This is a genomic window from Novilysobacter viscosus (assembly GCF_046600715.1).
Lineage (GTDB): Bacteria > Pseudomonadota > Gammaproteobacteria > Xanthomonadales > Xanthomonadaceae > Lysobacter_C > Lysobacter_C viscosus.
This window is the reverse complement of the sequence record NZ_JBJMAV010000013.1, coordinates 1-14,603: the sequence shown is the minus strand read 5'-3', so window position 1 is coordinate 14,603 and position 14,603 is coordinate 1. Positions and strand designations below refer to the sequence as shown.

Here is a 14,603-nt window from a genome sequence, read left to right as displayed (position 1 = left end):
GGGCCGGTCCGCGGCACGGGGCCGCGGACCGGTTGGGCCGCGCCAGTACACTACCGTTTTGTGACTGGGTCGTGACACGGTCTTGCCGGTGTCACGCGGCGCGGTCCGCTCAGCGCCGGCCCAGGTCCTCGTCGCGGATGCCCTGGCGCTTGAGTTCCAGCACGGTCGGGGTGATGGCCGCGATCCGCGATTCGATCCGTGCCCGGGCGTAGTAATCCACTTCCGGGCGCTGCTTGAGCGTGTTCAGCTGCACCAGCGCCTGTTCGGGGCGGCCATTGAGGAAAGCGGCCTCGGCATGGGCCTCGCCGGCGCGAACCACGTCCCCGGCGATGTCGCTGACGCGCGCGAACGTCCGCTGGAAGACCGCATCCTCGTCGGACTGGCCCAGAAGCGGCCGCAGCACCGCTTGCGCGCGCTTGCCTGCTTCCTCGGAATTGCGTTCGGCCAACAAGGCGGCATAGGTCAGGGCCGCCGCACGGTCGTTGGGGGAATTCCGCAGGAGGGCCTCCAAGCGACTGTCGGCCGATGCCGAGCGGCCGCTGCGGGCCTCGGCTTCGGCCAATGCCAGCGTCACCCACGGGTCGCCTGGCCTCGCCTCGAGCAACTGCTGCAGCGACTCGCGCGCGGCGGTAGCCTGGTTGTCCCGCAGGCGCGCCACCGCAAAGCCGTACTGTTGCGCGGCGTCGAGGGTGCCCGAGGCCTGTATCTGCGCGTACTCGCGAACCGCCTCGCCGGGCGTGTTGGCGGTCAGCACGCGCATGCGTTCGCGGGCGAACTCGAAATCCCCGGTGCCCTCGCTCCGCAGTCCGGGAGCGGGCAGCCTGAAGCCCTCCGGCAGCAGCGGGTTGTCGCTGCCCCCCACGCTTCCGGTGAAGCCCCTGGGCGCGGCCGCAATCTGCTCCGCGCGCTGCTTGGCCTCGGTGATGCGGGTGGTGGTGACCGGGTGGGTCATCAGGTATTCGGGCGTGTCGTAGTAACCGGCCGCATTGGCACGCGATCGGGTCTGAAGGGTGCCGAAGAAGTCGGCCATCGCCACCGGGTCGTACTGGCTGCGGGCCAGCGTCTGGATGCCGAGGCGGTCGGCCTCGTGCTCGTTGGAGCGGGTGTAATCGATCTGTCGCTGCTGCATCAGGCCCATCGCCGAGATGATGGCCGCCTGTGCGGCATTGCCGCCGGACCGGCTGTCGGAGGCGCTGGCGGCTGCCACCGCGCCCAGCATCGCCAACAGGATCGGCAACTGGTCGCGCTGGGCGCGCTCCACCCCGCGAAGCACGTGGTGCTGGGTGACATGGGCGACTTCGTGGGCCATCACCGCGGCCACTTCGTCTTCGCGTTCGGCCGCCAGCACAAGCCCGGCGTTGACGCCGATGTACCCGCCGAGCGTCGCGAACGCGTTGATCTGGCGCTGCTTGATCAGGAAGAAGTTGAACGACTGGCCGGGTTGATCGCTGTGGGTGGCCAGGCGGTTGCCCAGGGCATCCAGCCACTGGTCCAGCAACGGGTCTTCCAGCAGGTAGTCGTACTGGCGAAGCTGCGCCAGCATCATTGCCCCGTACTGCTCCTGCCGGGCGGGGGTCAGCAGCTCGCCCGCGGACGAGCCGATGTCGGGCAGACGGGTTTCCTGGGCCGGCGCGCACACGCTGGCGAGCGCCAGGACCAGGGCTGCAGTGAGCGGGGCGATACGCAAGGGGGGACTCCGGGTGGGATGCAGTGCACTGGCGGCCGCAGGGCGCGGCGGGTCGGATTGTCGATCAGGACGGCAGGGGGACGGCAGGGGGACGGCGGGTGACCCGCCGCCCAGGGATAGGGCCGGACTCCAGCAGGATGCGGCCCACGAGCGGCATTCGCGTGAATCCGTCGTTAACCGGACCGGCCTGTTTCGCCATTGCCGCTTGCTCCAGGTTGCCCGGGCCCCGATCCGTTTCCCGGTGCGACACGACGTGTTGGACCACCACCGTCCGGCGAAGTTTCACGCACTCGAGGTTACCCTTTCACGCATGCACCGACCTGCCATCCGCATGGGTGGCGTCGGGCGTTTTTGCCCCATCCCATCCCGGAGCAGCGAGTTGAGCGATTCAAACACCCCCGCCGGCGGCGACGGTCCGCCGATCACGATCTACAGCAGCGCCATCTGCCCGTACTGCGTGGCTGCCAAGAACTTCCTTCGCAGCCAGGGCCGCGAATGGACGGAAGTGCGCATCGACCTGGAGCCCGACGCCCGGCAGCGGATGGTCGAACTCACCCGCCGTACCAGCGTGCCGCAGATCTTCATTGGCGATACCCACGTGGGCGGCTACGACGACATGATCGCCCTGCATCGAGCCGGTGGCCTGCAGCCCCTGCTCGAGGGAAAAGCATGAGCCGCGCCGGCACGGGCGAGGCCGCCGGGACGGGCGAGCAGGACCGGATTGCCGAGTTCACCGCCTTCCGCAAGCGCATGAACGAACGCATCCTGGCCGAGCCCAACCAGGTGGTGAAGCGATTTTTCGCGCTTGATACGCAGGCCTACCAGGCCGGCGCGCTGGACGTCAGGACCAAGGAGCTCATGGGCCTGGTGGCCTCGATGGTGCTGCGTTGCGACGACTGCATCAGCTACCACGTGGCCCAGTGCAGGGACGCAGGCGTCAGCCGCGCGGAAATGTTCGAGGCGTTCTCCATCGGACTGGTGGTGGGCGGGTCGATCGTGATCCCGCACATGCGCCGCGCGGTGGACTTCCTCGACCGGCTGGAGCAGGACGGATTGCCGGCCCCGGACGCGCATCCCCACGGCTAGTCGGCTGAAACCCTTGTATGGCGGGGTTGTGCGGCTCCCGGCTGCCTGCCGGAACCTGCCGGGCCTGTGAAGTGGGGCCCCGGCGGGGCATAATTCCGGGGCTAAACCCCTTGCGCTGCGCGTCCCCCGCGCCCGCGCCACCAGCTGGAAACCTCCCCTATGACGCACACCATTACGGTCATCCGTGGCGATGGCATTGGCCCTGAAATCATGGACACCACCCTGCACGTGCTCGATGCGATGCAGTTGGGCCTGCGCTACGAAGAGGCCGACGCCGGCCTTGTCGCGCTCGAGAAGCACGGCGAGTTGCTGCCGGCGGCGACGATGGACTCCATCCGCAAGAACCGGGTCGCGCTCAAGAGCCCGCTGACCACGCCGGTCGGCGAGGGCTTTTCATCGATCAACGTCGAGCTGCGCAAGCGCTTCGACCTCTACGCGAACGTGCGTCCGGCCAAGTCGTTTCCCAATACCAAGTCACGCTTTCCGGATGGCGTGGACCTGATCACCGTGCGCGAGAACACCGAGGGTGCCTACATCGGTGAAGGCCAGCACCTCAGCGAAGACGGCGAGACCGCCGTCCTGACCCAGAAGGTCACCCGCCGGGGCTCCGAGCGCATCGTGCGCTACGCGTTCGAGCTGGCCCGCAAGACCGGTCGCAAGAAGATCACGGTGGTGCACAAGGCCAACATCCTCAAGTCGACCTCGGGCCTGTTCCTCAGGACCGCGCGCGCGGTGGCCGCCGAATACCCGGACATCCAGTGCGACGAGATGATCGTCGATGCGTGCTGCATGAAGCTGGTGATGCAGCCCGAGTCGTTCGACATGATCGTGACCACCAACCTGTTCGGCGACATCATCTCCGACCTGTGCGCCGGGCTGGTGGGCGGCCTGGGCTTGGCCCCGGGTGCGAACATCGGCACCGATGCGGCCATTTTCGAAGCCGTTCACGGCACCGCGCCTGACATCGCTGGCCAGGGCAAGGCCAATCCGTGCGCGCTCCTGCTCGGCGCCGCGCAGATGCTCGATCACCTGGGCATGCCGGACAAGGCCACCAGGCTTCGCGGCGCAATCGTCGCCACGCTGGAGGCCAAGGACTCGCTGACCCCCGATCTGGGCGGCACCGGCGACACCCTGTCGTTTGCCAAGGCGATCGCCCGGCGCGCAACGGCCTGATCGCCTACCCGCATCGATTCCCAGCAGGGCGCCTCCAGGCGCCCTGTCTCGTTGGGGTGGGGCATTTCACGCGGACGCGGACGCGTTACGCGATCCCGGCAGCCGGAGCATCCGAACCCGGTAAGGAAAAACGGCCACGCAAAGAAAAAGGCAATGGGATTCGACCATTGCCTTCTCCGTCCGTCGTCCTTGGTTGCGAGGCGGCCGGGCGCCGCTCGGCCTGCGTCAGTCGCGCAGCTTCGACAGCAGTCGCAGGAATTCGATGTACAGCCACACCAGGGTGACCATCAGCCCGAACGCGCCGTACCACTCCATGTACTTGGGAGCGCCCTGTTCGACACCGGTTTCGATGAAATCGAAGTCCAGCACCAGGTTGAGCGCGGCGATGACCACCACGAACAGGCTGAAGCCGATGCCGACGATTCCGGACTCGTGGATCATCGGGATCTGGATGTTGAACATGCCCAGCACGATGGTGGCCAGGTAGACCAGCATGATGCCGCCGGTGGCCGCGACCACGCCCAGCTTGAAATTCTCGGTGGCGCGGATCAGCCCACTGCGGTAGGCGAACAACAGCGCGAACAGGGTGCCGAAGGTCAGCATCACCGCCTGCATCACGATGCCTTCGTACAGGTGGTTGTACATGGCCGACAGCGCGCCGAGGAAGAAGCCCTCGACCAGCGCGTACAGCGGCGCGGTGACCGGCGCCCAGGTCTTCTTGAACACCGTCACCAGGGCGATCACCAGGCCGCCGATGGCGCCACCCCATACGTACGGCGCAGCGCCGGCGATGCCGTCCGGGGTGCTCACCTGCAGCCAGGCGAACGTGGCGGTCAGCACGCTCAGCAGCAGCAGGAAGCCGGTCTTGTTGACGGTGCCGGCCAGGGTCATGACGGCGTCGCCGCCGCGGACGACGGATCCGGTGCCCAGGTCCAGGAAGGTGCTGTCCTTCAGTGCGGGGTTGCCGCTGCGCATGGTGGTTGCTCCTCGCTTCTATCGGGGTGGACAAGCTGAACGCCTGCCGGCTGCGCGCGAGCATACACATGCCGCGTGCTGCCGCGTCACGATTGACACCTCGAAAGGCCGTGCCCACAATGGCCGGCCTTTCGCGGCGTCGATGCGCAAGGCAAGTCTGGCCCGGGGCATAGCGCAGTCTGGTAGCGCATCTGGTTTGGGACCAGAGGGTCGGGGGTTCGAATCCCTCTGCCCCGACCATCCTGTCGCGGTGAATGCCGCGGGTTCAGTTAATATGCGGGCCGCATGCGCCCGTAGCTCAACCGGATAGAGCACCGGCCTTCTAAGCCGGTGGTTGCAGGTTCGAGTCCTGCCGGGCGCGCCAGTGCTGGTTCGGCATGGTGCTCCAAGCGAAGGCCGATCCGCCTTGTGGCGAGTCGGTGTTGGCGAACCGGGAAACACCTGGCGTGCTGTCGTTCGCGACGGCCCGCCATGCAAGTCAATGGTGGCTGTAGCTCAGCTGGTTAGAGTACTGGATTGTGATTCCAGATGTCGGGGGTTCGAGTCCCCTCAGCCACCCCAAATCGATTGTGTGAGGCGGGACATTGTTGCTATAGTGCCGCCCCGCATTCGGGCCGTTAGCTCAGTTGGTAGAGCAGTTGACTCTTAATCAATAGGTCCAAGGTTCGAATCCTTGACGGCCCACCACTTGAATCAAGCGCTTAGGAGCAATCCGAGGCGCTTTTTTTTGCCTCCGTAAAAGTCCTCCGTAAAAAGCGAACCGCAACCGGACCAGCGGCCTGGCATGCCGATCGCGGCTGAAGCCGCTCCTACAGGCCCGTTGCGATCTCGCGCTGGCGCGGTCGCGGCCCTAGAATGCTCCGCGGCGCACCGGACGGCTCCAGCGGCATCGCGAAAGTGGCGGAATTGGTAGACGCCCTGGATTTAGGTTCCAGTGAGGGTGACCTCGTGGGGGTTCGAGTCCCCCCTTTCGCACCAACCCAGGCAGAGAACCAATAGCCCGGCCGATCCAACGAGCGTTCGCGAGCGCCGTACCATCCCGTCGAGGTTGACTTTTCTCTTCGGGCAAGCACGCACGCACGGCCGGGCAGCGCACAACTGGCGGCGCCGGCAGGAATCGGCCAAACTAGTACGTTCCGCCGCGGCGGTCGCAGGTTTGTCCGACCGGTCGGCCAGATCATCAACACCAGATCATCAACATCGTGCCGCGGCCGCTCGCCGCGGTGGCAGGAGTGGATATGCAAGTTTCGGTCGAATCGCTCGGTAACCTCGAACGCCGTATGACCTTCAGCCTTCCGGCCGAGCGCCTGGAGATCCAGGTCGGCGGCCGCCTGCGCGAGATCGCGCGCGGCGCCAAGATCAAGGGGTTCCGTCCCGGCAAGGTGCCGACCAAGGTCATTGAGCAGCGCTACGGCCAGCAGGTCCGCGCCGAGATCCTCGATGGCATGCTGCGCGAGGAGTTCCGCAGCGCGGTGCGGCAGGAGTCGCTGCAGATCGCCGGCAACCCGCGGATCGAGCCGGCCGCCGAGGCTGCCGAAGCGCTGGCCTATGTCGCCACCTTCGAGGTGGTGCCGGACTTCGGCGAGATCGACGTGGCCAAGCTCACCGTGGTCCGCCACACCGCGGAAGTCAGCGACAGCGACATCGACGCGATGATCGAGAACCTCCGGATGCAGCGCCGCACCTGGAACCCGGTCGATCGTGCCGCGCAGGAAGGCGACGCGGTCGAGATCGAAACCTGGTCCCAGGCCGGCGACGAGCGCATTCCGGCCGAGGGCGTGGAGCGCGGTGCATCGGTGCTCGGTTCGGGCGGCATGTTGCCGGCGATCGAAAGCCTCATGGCTGGCCTCAAGGCCGGCGAGGAGAAGGAGGCGGAGGTCGAGTTCCCGGCCGACTGGCGCGTGCAGCAGTTCGCCGGCCGCAAGGTCCAGGTGCACCTAAAGGCGACCAAGGTCTCCGAGCCGGTGCTGCCGGAGGTCGATGCCGATTTCATCAAGAGCTTCGGCATCAAGAGCGGTGACGCCGAGCAGTTCCGCGCCGACATCCGCACCAACCTGGAGCGCGAACTCAAGGGCGCGCTGATGACCCGGCTGCGCCGTGAAGTCGGCGAGCAGCTGATTGCCGCGTACGAGCAGGTCGAGATGCCGCCGAAGCTGGTCGAGAACGAGGCCGGCGACATGGCCCGCCAGGCCGTCGAGCAGGCGCGCCGCCAGGGCCGCCAGATCGGCGAGCTGCCGGCTGATGCCCACCAGTCGTTCATCGAGCCGGCTCGTAAACGGGTACTCGTCGGCCTGCTGGTCGGTGAGGTAGCGCGCCGCAACGAGCTCAAGCTCGAGCCGGCGCGCGTCACCGAGACCCTCAAGCTGATCGCCTCGACCTACGAAGAGCCGCAGCAGGTGATCGAGCTCTACCGCAACGACGCCCAGCTGATGTCCGGCCTGCAGAACCGGGTGATGGAGGAGCAGGTGATCGACTGGATCGCCGAACGCGCCCAGCACACCGAGCAGCCGATGTCGTTCAGCGAGGCGATCCGGCAGTAGAGCCCAGATGGTCCGCAAAGAGCGCAAAGGTCGCAAAAAACAGCAAGGCAATCTCGTAGTTCTTTTGCGTCCCTTGCGTCTTTCGCGGACGGGTTTGCTCTGCAGCTCTTGCGACACCGTCCGATCGGCCCCAAGTCGATCGCATTGCAAACCACGTCAGCCACAGGTGCCGCACTGATGGACAACCGAACCCAAGCCCTGAACCTCGTGCCGATGGTGGTCGAACAGACCAGCCGCGGCGAGCGCGCGTACGACATCTATTCGCGCCTGCTCAAGGAGCGGGTGATCTTCATGGTCGGCGGCATCGACGACCACATGGCGAACGTCATCGTCGCGCAGATGCTGTTCCTGGAGGCCGACAACCCCGAGAAGGACATCAGCCTGTACATCAATTCGCCCGGCGGCGTGGTCACCGCGGGCATGGCGGTGTACGACACCATGCAGTACATCAAGCCGGACGTGAGCACGATCTGCGTCGGCCAGGCCGCCAGCATGGGCGCGCTGCTGCTGGCTGCCGGGGCCAAGGGCAAGCGCTATGCGCTGCCGAACTCGCGGGTGATGATCCACCAGCCGCTGGGCGGCTTCCAGGGCCAGGCCTCCGACATCGAGATCCACGCCCGCGAGATCCTGTCGCTGAAGCAGAAGCTCAACGAGATCCTGTCCACGCACACCGGCCAGTCGCTGGAGACGATCGCGCGCGACACCGAGCGCGACAACTTCAAGAGCGCCGAAGCCTCGCGTGAATACGGCCTGGTGGACGAGGTGCTCGAGCGTCGCCCGGACGAATCGGTCCAGCCGGGTTGATTCGCATCTTTCTTTGTAACTGTTTGAACATAAAGACATTTAGTTCCAGCGATCGGGTCCGGAGCCGGGCCGGATCGCTGTGCTATTCTCGGGCCGAACTGCAGGCACGGACACTGGAACGCGCCTGCGCAGGGCGGGTTCGCGATACCAGCACCATTTGGGCACAAGCATGAGCGACGACCGACAGGGCCGCAGCACGGGCGACAGCAACAAGATCCTTTATTGCTCGTTCTGCGGGAAAAGCCAGCACGAGGTGCGCAAGCTGATCGCGGGTCCGAGCGTGTTCATCTGTGATGAATGCGTGGAGCTGTGCAACGACATCATCCGCGAGGAGCTCGAGGAAAAGGCGCAGTCGGCCCGCAGCCACCTGCCCAAGCCCAAGGAGATCCTCGAGGTGCTGGACCAGTACGTCATCGGCCAGGCGCGCGCCAAGCGCACGCTGGCGGTCGCGGTGTACAACCACTACAAGCGCATCGAGAGCCGCCAGAAGAACGACGACGTCGAGCTGGCCAAGTCCAACATCCTGCTGGTCGGGCCGACCGGGTCGGGCAAGACCTTGCTGGCCGAGACCCTGGCGCGCATGCTCAACGTGCCGTTCACGATGGCCGACGCGACCACGCTGACCGAAGCGGGCTACGTCGGTGAAGATGTCGAGAACATCATCCAGAAGCTGCTGCAGAAGTGCGACTACGATGTCGACAAGGCGCAGCAGGGCATCGTCTACATCGACGAGATCGACAAGATCTCGCGCAAGTCCGACAACCCCTCGATCACCCGCGACGTGTCCGGCGAGGGCGTGCAGCAGGCGCTGCTGAAGCTGATCGAAGGCACCGTCGCCAGCGTGCCGCCACAGGGTGGGCGCAAGCACCCGCAGCAGGAGTTCCTGCAGGTCGACACCCGCAACATCCTGTTCGTGGTCGGCGGCGCGTTCGCCGGGCTCGACAAGATCATCCAGCAGCGCAGCACCGAAGCCGGCGGGATTGGCTTCGGCGCTAAGGTCAAGAGCAGCGAGCGCAAGCTTGAGGTTGGCAAAATCCTCGCCGGGGTCGAGCCCGAAGACCTGATCAAGTTCGGCCTGATCCCCGAGTTCGTCGGCCGCCTGCCGGTGGTCGCCACGCTGGAGGAGCTGGACGAGGCGGCGATGGTCACCATCCTGACCGAGCCCAAGAACGCGATCACCAAGCAGTTCAAGAAGCTGTTCGACATGGAGGGGGTCGAACTGGAGTTCCGCCACGACGCCCTAGTTGCGATCGCGCGCAAGGCGCTCAAGCGCAAGACCGGCGCGCGCGGGCTGCGGACCATCGTCGAATCGGTTCTGCTGGACACGATGTACGACCTGCCCTCGCTGGAGAACGTCAGCAAGGTGGTGGTCGACGAATCGGTCATCGACCACAAGACCGAGCCGTACCTGATCTATCAGTCGCCGCCGGCCGCCGTGCCCAAGGCAGCCTCGGGCGACTGAACCGGCGCGCGCCGGCCAACAACAGCGGCCGGCTAGTCATGACGCGATGCTGCCGACGCGGCAGTGTCCCCTGTAACGCGCCCCTGAATGCAGCGAGCTGCGGCGAATTGACGCGACTTTGCCACTGCGCAGGGCAAGGTGCTGACTGTCAACGGATCGGCCGCGTGCTGCGGTGCCAGCCGGCCGGGCACACCGCTTGCATCCATCGGCGTGGACCCCCATAACCGAGCCCAGGGCCGCCGCACGCACCTTTCTGACTTTCCGAGACGGGCGCGTTGGTGCCCGGCTCCCGCTTCGGAGCACGACCATGACCGAACACATCGAATCCGACACCTTCGCCCTGCCGGTACTGCCGCTGCGCGACGTTGTCGTCTTTCCGCACATGGTGATTCCGCTGTTCGTCGGTCGCGACAAGTCGATCCGCGCGCTCGACCTGGCGATGGAGTCGGACAAGCGCATCCTGCTGGTCGCGCAGAAATCGGCCGAGACCGACGACCCCCAGGCCCGCGACCTGTACGGCGTCGGCACGCTGGCGCACGTGCTGCAGCTGCTGAAATTACCCGACGGCACCATCAAGGTGCTGGTCGAAGGCGTGGCGCGGGTGGACCTGAGCCATGTCGCCGAACGCGCCGGTGCGCTAGCCGGCCACGCCGAGATCGTCGACCCCGTGCTCGACCGCGATGAGCGCGAACTGGAGGCCATCACCCGCTCGCTGATGGGCTTGTTCGAGCAGTACGTCAAGAGCAACCGCAAGCTGCCGCCGGAGCTGATGCAGACCTTGTCCGGGATCGACGATCCCGGCCGCCTGGCCGACACCATCGCCGCGCACCTGGGCGTGCGTATCGGCGACAAGCAGAAGCTGCTGGAAACGCACGAGCTCGGCACCCGGCTGGAGCAGCTGGTCGGCCTGGTCGATGGCGAGATGGACGTGCAGATGCTGGAGAAGCGCATCCGCGGGCGGGTCAAATCGCAGATGGAGAAGAGCCAGCGCGAGTACTACCTCAACGAGCAGATGAAGGCGATCCAGAAGGAGCTCGGAGACAGCGACGATGCGCCCAACGACATCGAGGAGCTGACCCGCAAGATCGCCGAGGCCGGCATGCCCAAGCCGGTCGAGACCAAGGCGCGCAACGAGCTCAACAAGCTCAAGCAGATGTCGCCGATGTCGGCCGAGGCCGCGGTGGTGCGCAACTACCTGGACTGGGTGCTGGGCGTGCCGTGGAAGAAGCGCAGCAAGATCCGCAAGGACCTGAGGGCCGCGCAGGACGTGCTCGATGCCGACCACTTCGGCCTTGAGAAGGTCAAGGAACGCATTCTCGAGTACCTGGCCGTGCATACCCGGGTCAAGAACATGAAAGGCGCGATCCTGTGCCTGGTCGGCCCGCCGGGCGTAGGCAAGACCTCGCTGGGCCAGTCGATCGCCAAGGCGACCAACCGCAAGTTCGTGCGCATGAGCCTGGGCGGGGTGCGCGACGAGGCCGAGATCCGCGGCCACCGCCGCACCTACGTCGGCTCGATGCCGGGCCGGGTGGTGCAGAACCTCAACAAGGTCGGCACCCGCAACCCGCTGTTCATGCTCGACGAGATCGACAAGATGTCGATGGATTTCCGCGGCGACCCGTCCTCGGCGATGCTCGAGGTGCTCGACCCGGAGCAGAACGACTCGTTCAACGACCACTACCTCGAGGTCGACCTGGACCTGTCGGAGGTGATGTTCGTGGCGACCGCGAACTCGCTCAATATCCCGGGCCCGCTGCTGGACCGCATGGAAGTGATCCGCATCCCCGGTTACACCGAGGAGGAGAAGCTCAACATCGCCATGCGCTACCTGCTGCCCAAGCAGATCAAGGCCAACGGGCTCAAGCCCGACGAGATCAAGATCGCCGAGGGCGCGGTGCGCGACATCGTGCGCTATTACACGCGCGAATCGGGCGTGCGCAACCTGGAGCGCGAGATCTCCAAGATCTGCCGCAAGGTGGTCAAGGAAGTCGCACTGGCCGGGCCGCCGAAGAAGGGCGCGGCAAAGAAGGGCGCGCTCAGCATCAACTCCAAGAACCTCGACAAGTACCTGGGCGTGCGCCGCTTCGACTTCGGCCGCGCCGAGGAAGAGAACGAGATCGGGCTGGTCACCGGCCTGGCCTGGACCGAGGTCGGTGGCGACCTGCTGCAGGTCGAGACCACCCTGGTGCCTGGCAAGGGGCAACTGCTGTTGACCGGCCAACTCGGCGAGGTGATGAAGGAGTCGGCATCGGCCGCGCTGTCGGTGGTGCGCGCGCGCACCGAGCGGCTCGGTATCGATCTGGAATTCCTGCACAAGCACGACGTGCATGTGCACGTGCCCGAAGGCGCGACGCCTAAGGACGGGCCGAGCGCAGGCATCGCGATGGCCACCGCGCTGGTGTCGATGTTGACCAAGAACCCGGTCAAGGCCGAGGTGGCGATGACCGGCGAGATCACCCTGCGCGGCCGCGTGCTGCCGATCGGCGGGCTCAAAGAAAAGCTGCTGGCGGCACTGCGCGGCGGCATCCGCACGGTGATCATTCCGGAGGAAAACGCGAAGGATCTGGTCGACCTGCCCAAGGCGGTGACCGACGGGCTGAAGATTGTGACCGCCAAGTGGATCGACGAAGTGCTCGACATCGCGCTCGAACGGCCGCTGTCGCCCGCGCCGGTTTCGGGGCAGGCCGAGGTACCGGTGCGTCGCGGCAAGACGCCGGCGGCGCAGGCAGGTGTCAAGCATTGAGCGACGGCACGTGTCCAAATCTGCCCTGATTCGCTGAAACCCGCGTCATTGCTGGCTTTCAGGCTTGCGCCCCCAAAATCCCGCTGGTATAACGAGGGCAACCGCACTACGGCTGCAGCAAGCAGGTGGTGCGGTCAATCGATCGGCGGGTCGTCCCGTGCGCGGGGCCCGGCGATTCTCAGAACATTGCGGCACTGCCGCACAGGGAGTCCATACGAATGAATAAGGCTGATTTTGTTGGTGCCGTCGCCGACGCCGCCGAGCTGTCCAAGACCGATGCCGCCAATGCCGTCGACGCGATGGTCGGTGTCATCACCAAGGCGCTGAAGAAGGGCGACACCGTGACCCTCGTCGGCTTCGGCACCTTCCAGGTGCGCAAGCGCGCCGCGCGCCAAGGTCGCAACCCCAAGACCGGTGAAGCCATCAAGATCAAGGCCTCGAAGAATCCGGCGTTCAAGGCTGGTAAGGCGCTCAAGGATGCCGTAAACTAAGCAGCTCGGCCGGCGACGCGAATGCGTCGGCGGCGGCTCGCAAAAGCGACATGCTTTGTAGAAGCGAGGGTGCTTAGCTCAGCGGTAGAGCGTCTCCTTTACACGGAGAGGGTCGGGGGTTCGAAACCCTCAGCACCCACCACCAGCACCTCGCCGCTACACCCGTCGGCATCGGCGGGTTGCTCGTTCAGGATGTTCGGTTCCAAGATGTTTGTTCCAACGTGTCAGTTTGCAACGTGTTCGTTCTAGACGTGGAGTGGTAGTTCAGTTGGTTAGAATGCTGGCCTGTCACGCCGGAGGTCGCGGGTTCGAGTCCCGTCCACTCCGCCAGTAACACCAGGGGCGCCGGGAGCATTTCCGGCGCCTTTGCTTTAAGTGAGAGCAGTGCGGACGCGTCCGCGTTCAATCATTGCCTCGAAATTCTGGAGCGGTAGTTCAGTTGGTTAGAATGCTGGCCTGTCACGCCGGAGGTCGCGGGTTCGAGTCCCGTCCGCTCCGCCAGTTCTGCTTCACGAAAGGCGCCGGTGACGGCGCCTTTTTTTGTCCAGTGCCCTACCGCCACCGCGGGTTGCGGGCCCGGACGCCTGCAAGTGCTCAGGGCCATCTGGCCGGCGCACTGGAGGCACTTCGGAGCCAACGCCTCGCGCGCCCAGAAACGCAGCGCTCGGCCGCGGCCATGTCGCAGCCCCCCGCCGCACGGGCCGAGGGCGTTGAAGCGCGTTAAACTGTGCGGCTTCCGTACCGACGCGATCCGAACATGCTGCTGAAAATCCGCGAAAAGACGACCGGCTTGATTGGCACCGCGATCCTCGTGATCCTGATCGTGCCCTTCGCCCTCTTCGGCCTCGATCAGTACATGGTGCAGGGCACCGACAACTCGGTGGCCCAGGTCGAGGCGCCGCCGGCCTGGTGGACCTCGGCGCCGTCGTGGTGGCCGGTGTCCATGTTCTGGGAGCGCGAAGAGGTGACCGTCACCGAGTACCGCAACCGCCTCGAGCAGGTCCGCCAGGAGCAGCGCGCGCAGCAGGGTGAAGCGTTCGATGCTCGCGGGTTCGAAAGCGCCGACAACAAGCGCCTCATCCTCGAAGGGCTGATCGACCAGAAGGTGCAGGCGCTGGCCGCGCGCAATGGCGAGGTCGCCGTCAGCGATGCGATGGTGCGCGACGCGATCCAGGAGATCCCGGGCTTCCAGGTCGACGGCCGCTTCGATGCCGACCGCTACCAGCTCACCCTGGCCTCGCAGGTGCCGGCGCAGTCGCCGCGCCAGTTCGAGCAGTTCGTGCGCGAGAATCTGCTGCAGACCCTGGCCGGCACCGGCGTGGCCGGCAGCAGTTTCGTCACTGCCTCGGAAATGGACCGCCTGGCGCGGCTGATGGGTGAGACGCGCGATGTCAGTGCGCTGATGCTGCCGGAGCCCGATGTCGCTGACGCGGCGGTCGGCGGCGCCGAGATCCAGGCCTGGTACGACAGCCACACCGAGGACTACCGCGCCCCCGAGTCGGTGACGCTGGAGTATGTCGAACTCGACGCCAGTGCGATGCCGGCGCCGCCGGCGGCCGACGAGGCCGTGCTGCGTGAGCGCTTCGAGCAGCGCCAGGCGCGGTCGGCCGCGCAGGAAGAGCGCCTGGCCTCGCATATCCTG

Annotated in this window: 11 protein-coding genes and 8 tRNA genes; 17 read left to right on the top strand and 2 right to left on the bottom strand. The window is 66.0% G+C overall.

Annotation, left to right across the window (positions count from 1 at the left end; all coding sequences use genetic code 11):
* Positions 1–109: 109 nt before the first annotated feature.
* Complete coding sequence (locus ACJQWL_RS13610; RefSeq protein WP_330969453.1) at positions 110–1,687, bottom strand: M48 family metalloprotease; 1,578 nt, start codon at positions 1,685–1,687, stop codon at positions 110–112.
* Between the two features lie 379 nt (positions 1,688–2,066).
* Between ACJQWL_RS13610 and grxC the strand changes: the two genes are divergently transcribed.
* From grxC to ACJQWL_RS13595, 3 genes are all read left to right on the top strand, one after another.
* Positions 2,067–2,360 (top strand): glutaredoxin 3, encoded by a 294-nt coding sequence (gene grxC / locus ACJQWL_RS13605; RefSeq protein ID WP_330969454.1) that lies wholly within the window; start codon positions 2,067–2,069, stop codon positions 2,358–2,360.
* Positions 2,357–2,773: a carboxymuconolactone decarboxylase family protein gene (locus tag ACJQWL_RS13600; RefSeq protein WP_330969455.1), complete on the top strand. Its 417-nt coding sequence runs from the start codon at positions 2,357–2,359 to the stop codon at positions 2,771–2,773. Before grxC ends, ACJQWL_RS13600 begins: the two co-directional genes overlap by 4 nt.
* Before the next feature lie 159 nt (positions 2,774–2,932).
* On the top strand, positions 2,933–3,946 hold the full coding sequence (locus ACJQWL_RS13595; protein WP_330969456.1) for an isocitrate dehydrogenase: 1,014 nt from the start codon (positions 2,933–2,935) through the stop codon (positions 3,944–3,946).
* Positions 3,947–4,171: 225 nt separating this feature from the next.
* Here ACJQWL_RS13595 and ACJQWL_RS13590 read toward each other — a convergent pair whose 3' ends face one another.
* On the bottom strand, positions 4,172–4,921 hold the full coding sequence (locus ACJQWL_RS13590) for a Bax inhibitor-1/YccA family protein (RefSeq protein WP_330969457.1): 750 nt from the start codon (positions 4,919–4,921) through the stop codon (positions 4,172–4,174).
* A 163-nt stretch (positions 4,922–5,084) separates the two neighbouring features.
* Here ACJQWL_RS13590 and ACJQWL_RS13585 point away from each other — a divergent pair.
* The 14 genes from ACJQWL_RS13585 to ACJQWL_RS13520 all read left to right on the top strand — a co-directional run.
* Positions 5,085–5,161, top strand: a tRNA-Pro gene (locus tag ACJQWL_RS13585).
* A 47-nt stretch (positions 5,162–5,208) separates the two neighbouring features.
* A tRNA-Arg gene (locus ACJQWL_RS13580) sits at positions 5,209–5,285 on the top strand.
* Positions 5,286–5,405: 120 nt separating this feature from the next.
* Positions 5,406–5,482 (top strand) — tRNA-His (locus tag ACJQWL_RS13575).
* A 50-nt stretch (positions 5,483–5,532) separates the two neighbouring features.
* Positions 5,533–5,608: transfer RNA gene (locus tag ACJQWL_RS13570), tRNA-Lys, on the top strand.
* Between the two features lie 204 nt (positions 5,609–5,812).
* A tRNA-Leu gene (locus tag ACJQWL_RS13565) sits at positions 5,813–5,899 on the top strand.
* A gap of 260 nt (positions 5,900–6,159) precedes the next feature.
* Positions 6,160–7,461 (top strand): trigger factor, encoded by a 1,302-nt coding sequence (gene tig / locus ACJQWL_RS13560; RefSeq protein WP_332704548.1) that lies wholly within the window; start codon positions 6,160–6,162, stop codon positions 7,459–7,461.
* Between the two features lie 177 nt (positions 7,462–7,638).
* On the top strand, positions 7,639–8,265 hold the full coding sequence (gene clpP, locus ACJQWL_RS13555; protein WP_332704546.1) for an ATP-dependent Clp endopeptidase proteolytic subunit ClpP: 627 nt from the start codon (positions 7,639–7,641) through the stop codon (positions 8,263–8,265).
* 169 nt (positions 8,266–8,434) lie between these two features.
* Positions 8,435–9,727, top strand: a complete 1,293-nt coding sequence (gene clpX / locus ACJQWL_RS13550; protein ID WP_332704544.1) for an ATP-dependent Clp protease ATP-binding subunit ClpX — start codon at positions 8,435–8,437, stop codon at positions 9,725–9,727.
* Positions 9,728–10,034: 307 nt separating this feature from the next.
* Positions 10,035–12,470 carry an endopeptidase La gene (gene lon / locus ACJQWL_RS13545; RefSeq protein ID WP_332704542.1) on the top strand — a complete coding sequence of 812 codons (2,436 nt, stop codon included), beginning with the start codon at positions 10,035–10,037 and terminating at the stop codon, positions 12,468–12,470.
* Positions 12,471–12,688: 218 nt separating this feature from the next.
* Positions 12,689–12,961, top strand: a complete 273-nt coding sequence (hbs, locus tag ACJQWL_RS13540; RefSeq protein ID WP_332704540.1) for a non-specific DNA-binding protein Hbs — start codon at positions 12,689–12,691, stop codon at positions 12,959–12,961.
* Positions 12,962–13,028: 67 nt separating this feature from the next.
* Positions 13,029–13,103 (top strand) — tRNA-Val (locus ACJQWL_RS13535).
* 111 nt (positions 13,104–13,214) lie between these two features.
* Positions 13,215–13,291 (top strand) — tRNA-Asp (locus ACJQWL_RS13530).
* Positions 13,292–13,385: 94 nt separating this feature from the next.
* A tRNA-Asp gene (locus ACJQWL_RS13525) sits at positions 13,386–13,462 on the top strand.
* A 256-nt stretch (positions 13,463–13,718) separates the two neighbouring features.
* Positions 13,719–14,603 (top strand): SurA N-terminal domain-containing protein (locus tag ACJQWL_RS13520; RefSeq protein ID WP_411300961.1); only part of this gene is annotated, 885 nt, incomplete at its 3' end.

Excerpts from the sequence above, each read along its gene's own strand:
- ACJQWL_RS13595 (WP_330969456.1), top strand. The coding sequence starts at position 2,933 with ATGACGCACACCATTACGGTCATCCGTGGCGATGGCATTGGCCCTGAA.
- ACJQWL_RS13590 (WP_330969457.1), bottom strand. The coding sequence starts at position 4,921 with ATGCGCAGCGGCAACCCCGCACTGAAGGACAGCACCTTCCTGGACCTG.
- clpX (WP_332704544.1), top strand. The coding sequence starts at position 8,435 with ATGAGCGACGACCGACAGGGCCGCAGCACGGGCGACAGCAACAAGATC.
- ACJQWL_RS13600 (WP_330969455.1), top strand. The coding sequence starts at position 2,357 with ATGAGCCGCGCCGGCACGGGCGAGGCCGCCGGGACGGGCGAGCAGGAC.
- clpP (WP_332704546.1), top strand. The coding sequence starts at position 7,639 with ATGGACAACCGAACCCAAGCCCTGAACCTCGTGCCGATGGTGGTCGAA.
- hbs (WP_332704540.1), top strand. The coding sequence starts at position 12,689 with ATGAATAAGGCTGATTTTGTTGGTGCCGTCGCCGACGCCGCCGAGCTG.
- tig (WP_332704548.1), top strand. The coding sequence starts at position 6,160 with ATGCAAGTTTCGGTCGAATCGCTCGGTAACCTCGAACGCCGTATGACC.
- lon (WP_332704542.1), top strand. The coding sequence starts at position 10,035 with ATGACCGAACACATCGAATCCGACACCTTCGCCCTGCCGGTACTGCCG.